At 69.9% G+C, this 9,322-nt stretch carries 8 protein-coding genes; 4 read left to right on the forward strand and 4 right to left on the reverse strand.

What is annotated here, in order from left to right; translation table 11 throughout:
- Nucleotides 1-17: 17 nt before the first annotated feature.
- Genes E1J50_RS09980 through E1J50_RS09995 form a run of 4 tightly spaced genes read left to right on the forward strand, consistent with a single transcriptional unit; the run spans nt 18 to nt 5,588 of the window.
- On the forward strand, nt 18-422 hold the full coding sequence (locus E1J50_RS09980) for a FixH family protein (protein WP_050735155.1): 405 nt from the start codon (nt 18-20) through the stop codon (nt 420-422).
- Nucleotides 419-1,942 (forward strand): efflux RND transporter periplasmic adaptor subunit, encoded by a 1,524-nt coding sequence (locus E1J50_RS09985; RefSeq protein WP_050735109.1) that lies wholly within the window; start codon nt 419-421, stop codon nt 1,940-1,942. Before E1J50_RS09980 ends, E1J50_RS09985 begins: the two co-directional genes overlap by 4 nt.
- Entirely contained in the window at nt 1,939-5,091 is a 3,153-nt protein-coding gene (locus tag E1J50_RS09990) for an efflux RND transporter permease subunit (protein ID WP_132253030.1), read from the forward strand. Before E1J50_RS09985 ends, E1J50_RS09990 begins: the two co-directional genes overlap by 4 nt.
- 20 nt (nt 5,092-5,111) lie before the next feature.
- Nucleotides 5,112-5,588, forward strand: coding sequence for a DUF411 domain-containing protein (locus E1J50_RS09995; protein WP_132253035.1), 477 nt, complete (start codon nt 5,112-5,114; stop codon nt 5,586-5,588).
- A 242-nt stretch (nt 5,589-5,830) separates the two neighbouring features.
- On the opposite strand, the gene E1J50_RS10000 is transcribed toward E1J50_RS09995, so the two are convergent.
- The 4 genes from E1J50_RS10000 to E1J50_RS10015 are packed head-to-tail and all read right to left on the reverse strand — an operon-like array spanning nt 5,831 to nt 9,282.
- Nucleotides 5,831-6,991 carry an MFS transporter gene (locus E1J50_RS10000; RefSeq protein WP_050735111.1) on the reverse strand — a complete coding sequence of 387 codons (1,161 nt, stop codon included), beginning with the start codon at nt 6,989-6,991 and terminating at the stop codon, nt 5,831-5,833.
- A 7-nt stretch (nt 6,992-6,998) separates the two neighbouring features.
- Entirely contained in the window at nt 6,999-8,294 is a 1,296-nt protein-coding gene (locus E1J50_RS10005; protein WP_132253033.1) for an arsenic transporter, read from the reverse strand.
- A 35-nt stretch (nt 8,295-8,329) separates the two neighbouring features.
- Entirely contained in the window at nt 8,330-8,755 is a 426-nt protein-coding gene (arsC, locus tag E1J50_RS10010; protein ID WP_050735113.1) for an arsenate reductase (glutaredoxin), read from the reverse strand.
- Entirely contained in the window at nt 8,755-9,282 is a 528-nt protein-coding gene (locus E1J50_RS10015; RefSeq protein ID WP_050735114.1) for an arsenate reductase ArsC, read from the reverse strand. Before E1J50_RS10015 ends, arsC begins: the two co-directional genes overlap by 1 nt.
- Between the last annotated feature and the right edge of the window lie 40 nt (nt 9,283-9,322).

Here is a 9,322-nt window from a genome sequence, read left to right on the forward strand (position 1 = left end):
TTCAGGAGACGAAATCCGTGACCACGTACCCCTTCGCGCGCGCCCTCGGTGCCGCGCTGCTCGGCGCCGCGCTGTCGGTCCCGGCCCTGCCGGCGCTCGCCGGCATCAAGGACTACGCCTTCGAGCCGACCCGGACGGAGGCGAAGGTCGGCGAGACCATCCTCTCGGTGCGCCTCATGGACAAGCGCACCGGCAAGCCCGTTCCGGACGCGGTGATCTTCGCCAAGCGCATCGACATGGCGCCCGACAGCATGGACGAGATGACCTCGACGATCGAGCAGGTCCCGTCGACGGAGCCTGGCATCTACCGCTTCAAGGCGAAGCTCACGATGGCCGGGGGCTGGCGGCTCTCGCTGGGGGCGAAGGTCCAGGGCGAAACCGGCACCGTCGAGGACAGGCTCGTCTTCCAGGCGGTCAAGTGAGCCGCTCGGCATGGCTCGCCGGGATCCTCGCCGCGTTGGCGGCGGGGGGCACCGGGTACTGGGCGGGGCGCGATGGCAGCCCCGTTCCGGTCCTCGTCGAGCGCGCACGGACCGAGTTCGCCCACTGGCTGCCGACCGGCATGCCGGGTCCGCAGGCACCGGCGCCGCCGAAGGTCACGGGTCCGGTGGTCTACTACCAGGATCCGGATGGGAAGCCGGTCTACTCCGCGTCGCCGAGAACGACTGCGGAGGGGCACGACTTCCGGGCGGTTCGGGCCAGCGAGGACGTGCGCTTCGACCAGGCACAAGGGAGCGAGACGACATCCCCCGACATGGCCGGCCACGACGTGACCGGGCACGGCATGGCGGCGCCTGGAACGGCGGCGGCCGGAAAGCCCGACCGGGGCACGCGCAAGGTGCTCTACTACCGCAACCCGATGGGCCTGCCGGACACCTCGGCGACCCCGAAAAAGGATTCGATGGGGATGGACTACATCCCCGTCTACGCGGGCGAGGACGAGGGCGGCAACGTCGTGACGGTCTCCCCCGGCAAGGTCCAGCGGACCGGCGTCCGAACCGAAACCGTGGAGCGGCGGGTGGTGGCGCAGCCGGTGCGCGTGCCCGGTACCGTCGCCCTCGACGAGCGGCGCGTGACGGTCATCGCGACCCGGTCGGACGCGTACGTCGACCATGTCGAGGACGTCACCACCGGCGACCGCGTCCGCAAGGGCCAGCCGCTGGTCCACGTCTACTCCCCCGACATCAATTCCGCCGCCGCGCAGCTCATCGCCAACCCCGGCTTCGACGGAGCTCGGCGACGCCTGCAGAACCTCAACGTCTCCGAGGCCGTCATCGACGACATGGAGCGCACCCGGAAGGTGCCGATGGCCATCACTTGGTCGTCGGCCCGGGACGGCTTGGTGCTGCAGCGCTCGGCCGTCGAGGGCATGAAGGCCGCGGCCGGCGACACCCTGTTCCGGATCGGCGACATCTCGGTCATGTGGGTGCTGGCCGACGTGCCCGAGCGCGACCTGGCCGGGGTTCGCGCCGGACAGGCCGTGACCGTGCGCCTGCGTTCGGCCCCGGGCCGGACCTTCTCCGGCAAGGTCGGGGTGATCTATCCGCAGGTAAACCCGGACACCCGGGCCACGCGGGTGCGCATCGAGCTGCCGAACCCGGACGGCGCGCTCCTGCCGGACATGTACGCCGAGGTCGAGATCGCCACGGGGGCGGGCAAGCCCGTCGTGGCGGTGCCCGACGACGCGGTCATCGACACAGGTGCACGGCAGGTGGTGCTGCTCGACAGGGGCGGGGGGCGCTTCGAGCCCCGCGAGGTCAAGGTCGGGGTTCGCGGCACGGGCTACGTCGAGGTCCGCGAGGGCGTCGACGCCGGCGACCGGGTCGTCACGGCGGCGAACTTCCTGATCGACGCCGAGAGCAACCTGAAGGCGGCGCTTCAGTCCATGTCCGCCCCGAAGGCGAGCGACCGGCAGGCCTCGAACCTTGAGGGCAAGCCATGATCGCGCGCCTCATCGGCTGGTCGGCCCGCAACCTCGTCCTGGTGCTGGTCGGCACCGTGTTCGCCGTGGCCGCTGGCGTCATGGCGCTGCGAACGCTGCCGCTCGACGCCATCCCCGACCTCTCGGACGTGCAGGCCATCGTCTACACCGAGTACCCGGGCCAGGCCCCGCAGGTGGTCGAGGATCAGGTCACCTATCCTCTCACGACCGCCATGCTGACGGTCCCGAAGGCGAAGGTGGTGCGCGGCTTCTCGTTCTTCGGGGTCAGCTTCGTCTACGTGATCTTCGAGGACGGCACCGATCCCTACTGGGGCCGTAGTCGAGTGCTGGAGTACCTCAACGCGGCCGCCAGCCGCTTGCCGGCGGGCGTGACCCCGACCCTCGGTCCGGACGCCACCGGCGTCGGCTGGGTCTACCAGTACGTGGTCGTGGCCAAGGAGCGCACGCTCGCGGAATTGCGCTCCCTCCAGGACTGGGTGGTCCGTTTCGGGGCGTCGCGGGCCGAGGGCGTGGCCGAGGTCGCGGGCGTCGGCGGCTTCGTCAAGCAGTACAACGTCGTGGTCGACCCGAACCGCCTACGGGCGCAGGGGATCTCGCTCAACAAGCTCCGGGACGCGATCCGGGCGAGCAACGCCGACGTCGGCGGCCGCACGGTCGAGCTCTCCGAGTTCGAGTTCATAGTGCGCGGACGCGGCTACCTGCGGAGCGTGGCCGACATCGACAACATCGTCCTGAAGACCACCGGTGGTGCTCCCCTGCGGGTGCGGGACGTCGCCCGGGTCGAACTCGGGCCTGACGAGCGGCGGGGCATCACCGAGATGAATGGTGACGGCGAGGTCGCCGGCGGCATCGTCCTGCAGCGGTTCGGCGCGAACGCCCTGACCGTCATCGAGAACGCGAAGGCGAAGCTCGCGGAGGTGGCGAAAAGCCTGCCGGCCGGCACCGAGATCCTGCCGGTCTACGACCGCTCGCAACTCATCGACGCGGCCATCGAGACGCTGCGGCACACGCTTGTCGAGGAGAGCGTCGTCGTCTCCCTCGTATGCATCGTGTTCCTCCTACACGTCCGAAGCGCGCTGGTCGCCATCCTGATGCTGCCCGTCGGCATCCTGATGGCGTTCGCCGGGATGAAGGCGCTGGGGCTGGGCGCCAACATCATGTCGCTCGGCGGCATCGCCATCGCGGTCGGCGCCATGATCGACGCGGCCATCGTGATGATCGAGAACGCCCACAAGCACCTGGAGCGGGCGCCGCCGGACAAGCCGCGGGTCGAGATCTTGGTCGAGGCGGCGGGCGAGGTCGGCCCCTCGCTGTTCTTCTCACTCCTCATCATCACCGTGAGCTTCCTGCCCATCTTCACCCTGGAGGGCGAGGAGGGGCGCCTGTTCGGGCCGCTCGCGCTCACCAAGACCTTCGCCATGGCGGCGGCGGCGCTCCTGTCGGTGACCCTGGTGCCGGCGCTGATGGTGTTGTTCGTGCGCGGACGGATCGTCCCGGAGCATCGCAACCCGGTGAACCGGCTCCTGATCTGGCTCTATCGCCCGGTCATCGCAGGCGTACTGCGGGCGCGGTTGCCCACCATCCTGCTCGCCCTCGGCGTCCTGGCGGTCACCGTCTGGCCGGCGCGCCAGCTCGGCTCGGAGTTCATGCCGGAACTCGACGAGGGGACGCTGATGTACATGCCGACGACCCTGCCCGGCATCTCGGTGACGAAGGCGGGCGAGTTGCTGGCGACCCAGGATCGGATCATCAAGTCCTTCCCCGAGGTCGCCTCGGTCTACGGCAAGGCCGGGCGCGCCAGCACCGCGACCGACCCGGCGCCGATGGAGATGGCCGAGACCATCATCAGCCTCAAGCCTAAGGCCGAGTGGCGCCCGGGCGTGACGCTCGCGAGCCTCAAGGCGGAGATGGACCGGGCGCTGCAGTTCCCGGGCGTCTCGAATGCTTGGACGCAGCCGATCCGGGCCCGCATCGACATGCTCTCGACCGGCATCCGGACGCCGGTCGGCATCAAGGTGCTCGGCACCGACCTCGGCGCCATGGAGAAGGTCGCCCGTCAGGTCGAGGCAGTGGTGCGCGACGTGCCGGGCACGTCGAGTGCCTACGCGGAGCGGGTCATCGGCGGGTACTTCCTCGACATCACGCCCGACCGGGAGGCGCTCGGCCGCTACGGGCTCATGGTGGGCGACGTCCAGGACGTGGTCGCCTCGGCTCTCGGCGGGCAGAGCGTCACCAACACGGTCGAGGGCCGCGAGCGCTACACCGTCAACGTACGCTACCCGCGCGCCTTCCGCTCCGACCCGCGGGCCATCGCCGACGAGGTGCAGGTGCCGCTGCCGGCCGGCGGGACGGTGCCGCTCGGCGAGGTCGCGAAGGTCGAGCTTACCCGGGGGCCGACCTCGATCCGGACCGAGAACGGCCAGCTCGCGGTCTACATCTTCGTCGACCTCACTGGGCGCGACCTCGGCGGCTACGTGGCCGACGCCCGGGCCGCGGTCGACAGGGAGGTCAGGTTGCCCCAGGGCACGACGCTGCAGTGGAGCGGGCAGTACGAGTACCTGGAGCGCGCCGAAGCCCGCCTCAGGATCGTTGTGCCGCTGACGCTGCTCGTCGTGTTCCTGCTCCTCTACCTGAACTTCCGCCGTCTGACCGAGACCCTCATCGTCATGCTCTCGCTGCCGTTCGCGCTCGTCGGCGGCGTCTGGCTGATGTGGTGGATGGGCTTCAACATGTCGGTGGCGGTGGCGGTCGGCTTCATCGCGCTCGCCGGCGTCGCGGCCGAGACCGGCGTGATCATGCTGGTCTACCTCGACCACGCCCTCGACGAGGTCCGGGCAGGGTGCCGGCGTGAGGGACGCCCCCTCACGCGCGAGGACTTGCGGCAGGCCATCATGGTCGGCGCCGTCGAGCGGGTGCGGCCCAAGATGATGACGGTGGTCGCCATCATGGCGGGTCTCCTGCCCATCCTCTGGAGCACCGGTTCGGGCTCCGAGGTCATGCAGCGCATCGCCGTGCCGATGATCGGCGGGATGGTGTCCTCGACCGTGCTGACCCTCGTCGTGATTCCGGCCGTCTACGCGTTGGTGAAAGGTCGCGGGTTGCCGGAGGCCGCCGCGGAGGGTGCACGGATGCCTCTGGCGGCCGAATGAGGAATCGACAGGAGCGAATGATGAAGTCAGACATGATGCCGTCCCGGCGTGCCGTGCTCGCGGGCTTGGCGGCGGGAGTGTCCCTCGGACGACCCGTGATGGGGGAGAGCCTGCCGACCGTCGCCGTGACGAAGGACCCGAGTTGCGGCTGCTGCGCGAAGTGGGTGGACCACCTGCGACAGGCCGGCTTCACGGTGACGGTGACCGAGGGTCCCGTGAACCCGGTGAAGGCGCGTCTCGGCGTGCCGAGGGACCTCGCCTCCTGCCACACCGCTCTCGTTGACGGCTACGTGGTCGAGGGACACGTGCCGGCGGACGCCATCAGGCGCTTGTTGGCCGAGCGCCCGAACGGAACCGGGCTGGCCGTTCCGGGCATGCCGGCCGGCTCGCCCGGCATGGAGGTCGAGGGCAGGGAGCCCGACATCTACGAGGTGGTCCTGTTCGGGCCGGAGGGGCGCGGCGCCTTCGCCCGTTATCGTGGAGGCGCGCCGGCTTGAGCGCAGCCGTCGCGCGGGCGCTCGCCGTCACCGTACTCGTTCGGGGCGGTGAACCGACGTTGAGGCATCCCCCCAGGAGCCGATGCCCGGCTTCTCGCGGAGCTTGGTCGGCCGGCCGGTCCGCCCACCCTGGCCGAAGCGGACGGACGGCGTGGGGGGCGATTGTCCCGGGGACTGGGAAGTCGAAGCCAAGGATGCTGAAGCGCGACCGAGTTCCCATAGCTGCCGAAGCGGTGGAGCGATTACCGTGTCCGCCACAACCCGCCGACAAGTCCGAGGTTGGCGAGGCCGAGGATGAGCAGGAGCCACCAAAGGGCATCCGGGCTGGCGTAGGTCAGCACGAAAGCGCCGGCCGGCGGCGCTAGCGCCTGCGCGATCAGCCCCGGCCGTGCCAAGCGGCCGACGACCAGCGGATAGCGAACGGGGCCGAACAGGGCCAAGGGCACCGTGCCCCGCGCAATCGAATAGATGCCGTTGCCGCCGCCGTAGAGGACCAGCCAGACCCCGACGCCGGGCAGGCCGCCGGCGAGCAGCACCAGGCCGAGGGCGACGAGGCCAAGGGCTGCGGTCGGGGTCCACAGGGGATGGTGCCGGCCCTTGAACGACATTTCCGCGACGCGGGCGCCGACCTGAGCCGGGCCGATCAGCGCCCCGTAGGAGACGGCCGAAGCGAGCGCCACGCCCCGCGCCTGCAGGAGCGTCAGCAGGTGCACCGAAACAAGCGACATGATCGCGCCGCCGATTATCAGCACGCCGGCGAACAGCCGGAACGCCCGCCGTTCCTTCGCGGACAGCGGGCCGGTTCGGTCCTGGTGATGCCCCGCCGACGGCGGTGCCGGGGCCTTGGGGATCAGAAGGAGGACAAGCGGTAGCGTCACCGCGAGGTGCAGGCCGGCATAGGCCAGGCAGGCACCGCGCCATCCGAAATGCGCGACCAGGAAGGCGGAAAGTGGCCAGCAAACGGTGCTGGCGAACCCGCCCCACAGGGTCAGGGTGGTGATCGCCGGCCGCGCCGCCGCGCCGTAGAGCCGGCCGAGGGTCGCGAATGCCGGATCGTACAGGCCGCAACCCATGCCGAGGCCGAGCAGCAGCCAGCCGGCGAGGTAGACCGGCAGGATCGGAGCCAGCGCCAGCATAGTCAGCCCGGCAGCCAGCAGCAGCGCGGCCAGCGCCAGGATGGGCCGGCCGCCGTGGCGGTGGATCGCCGTCCCGATATGCGGCGAGGCGAACGCGGCGACCAGCAGGCCGAGTGACAGTCCGCCGACGACCCAGGCGAGCGGCCAGCCGGTGCTTTCGGCGACCGGGCCGGCAAGCACCGCCGGCAGGTAGAACGACGAGCCCCAGGTGAGGATCTGCACGACGCCGAGGGCGGAGATCACCGGCCAGCGGCGGGCCTCGGACACGGGCTGCCTACCGGGTGCCGAGAAGCGGCAGCCAAGCCGCCAGCGCCACGAGCGTGACCAGCAGCACGGGCGGGGTGATGACAAGCCCGACCTTCATATACTGGCCCCAGGTGATTTTCTGGCCCTTGCTGTCAAGGACGTGCAGCCAGAGCAGCGTGGCGAGGCTGCCGATTGGCGAGAACTTCGGGCCGAGGTCGCAACCGATCACGTTGGCATAGACCATTAGCTCGCGCGTCAGCGGGGACAGGTCCGGCGCCTGCTGGATCGAGAGCGCCCCGATCAGCACAGATGGCATGTTGTTCATCACGGACGACAGGATCGCCGCCGCGAAGCCGGTGCCGACCGTGGCGACCCACGGGCCATGGCCGGCGAGCCAGACCAAGCCCGTGGCCAGCTCGTCGGTCAGGCCGGCGTTCCGCAGGCCGTAGACCACGAGGTACATGCCGAGGCTGAACAGCACGATCTGCCAGGGGGCGCCGGTCAGCACCTTGCGGATCGGGATGACCCTGCCCCGGTCGGCAAGCAGTAGAAGAACGGCCGCACCGGCACAGGTGACGGCCGCCACCGGCACGCCGAACGGCGCGGTGACGAAGTAGGCGAGCAGGAGCACGCCAAGCAGCGGGAACGCCGCCCGGAACACCAGCGGATCGCGGATGGCCCCGACCGGGCGCTCCAAGGCGGCCGCCGGGTAGGCCGCCGGCACGTCGCGCCGGAAGAAAGCCCAAAGCACCACCAGGGTCGCCGCCAGGGACACCAGGTTCACCGGCACCATGACGGCCGCATACCTGCCGAAGGTCACGTCGAAGAAGTTGGCGGAGACGATGTTGACCAGGTTGGAGATCACCAGCGGCAGGGAGGTGCTGTCGGCCACGAACCCGCAGGCGACGATGAATGCCAGCGCCGCCGCCGGCTTGAAGTCGAGCCGGAGCAGGATCGCCAGCACAATCGGCGTCAGCAGCAGCGCCGCGCCGTCGTTGGCGAACACCGCAGCGATGGCCGCGCCGAGCAACACGACAAGCGGAAAGAGCCGCCGGCCGGACCCACTGCCCCAGCGGGCGACGTGCAGCGCCGCCCAATGGAAGAAACCGGCCTCATCGAGCAGCAGCGAGATGATGATGAGCGCCACGAAGGTGAAGGTGGCGTCCCAGACGATATGCCAGACCACCGGAATATCGCCCGGATGGATCACCCCCGTGGCGAGCGCGACCGCCGCGCCTGCCAGCGCGCTCCATCCGATCCCGAGGCCCCTTGGCTGCCAGATGACGAAGACGAGGGTGACGAGGAAGATGGCGAGCGCGAGCATCCGGGCGTTTTCTTCTTATGGGTCGGGGTTGGGGTTCAGGCAGTGCCGACGCGGCGGCCGTGCTCGTCCACGACCCGCTCGCCATCCTCTTTGACGAACTCGCCTTGCTGCCCCGGCAGGAGGTCCAGCACGGCTTCGGACGGCCGGCACAGCCGCACGCCCTTGGGGCTGACCACCAGCGGGCGGTTGAGAAGGATCGGATGCGCCTCGATGGCATCGAGCAGCTGCGCATCGGTCAATGCCGGATCGCCAAGGCCCAGCTCGGCGAACGGCGCGCCCTTCTCCCGCAGTGCGTCGCGGACGGGCAGGCCGGCCCGGGCGAGGAGCTGCACCAGCAGCGCCCGGGCGGGCGGCGTCTTCAGATACTCGATCACATGAGGCTCGATTCCGGCGTTGCGGATCATCGCCAGGGTGTTGCGGGACGTGCCGCAGTCCGGGTTGTGGTAGATGATGACGTCCATCAAGCGACCTCCGGCCGGAGCGCGGTGGCACCGGCTTGTTGGCCGATCTCTCTGACTTTGGCCGACAGGGCCGCCTGGTCGAGGCTGCCGAGCGGCAGGGCGATAAAGGCCGCGATGCGGTTCTTCAGGTAGCGCTGCGCTGTCACGAAGGCGCGCTTGCGCTCGATCTCCGAGCCTTCCGCAGCGGCAGGGTCCTCGATGCCCCAATGAGCGGTCACGGGCTGACCAGTCCAGAAGGGGCAGGGTTCGCCGGCTGCGTTGTCACAGACCGTGAACACGAAATCCATCACCGGAGCACCGGGCGCGGCGAACTCGTCCCAGGACTTCGAGCGCAGCCCGTGCACGGGGTAGTCGCTCTCCCGTAGCGTCTGCAACGCCAGCGGATGCGGCTCGCCCTTGGGCTGGCTACCGGCGGAGTAGGACCGGAAGCGGCCTTGCCCATCCTGGTTCAGCATCGCTTCCGCCAGGATCGAGCGGGCCGAGTTGCCGGTGCAGAGAAACAGGACGTTGTAGACGCGATCAGGCATAGAGGGTGTCTCCGGGTGGGCAGTTGCAGGCGGCGAGGGC

This window comes from Methylobacterium segetis, from assembly GCF_004348265.1.
Lineage (GTDB): Bacteria > Pseudomonadota > Alphaproteobacteria > Rhizobiales > Beijerinckiaceae > Methylobacterium > Methylobacterium segetis.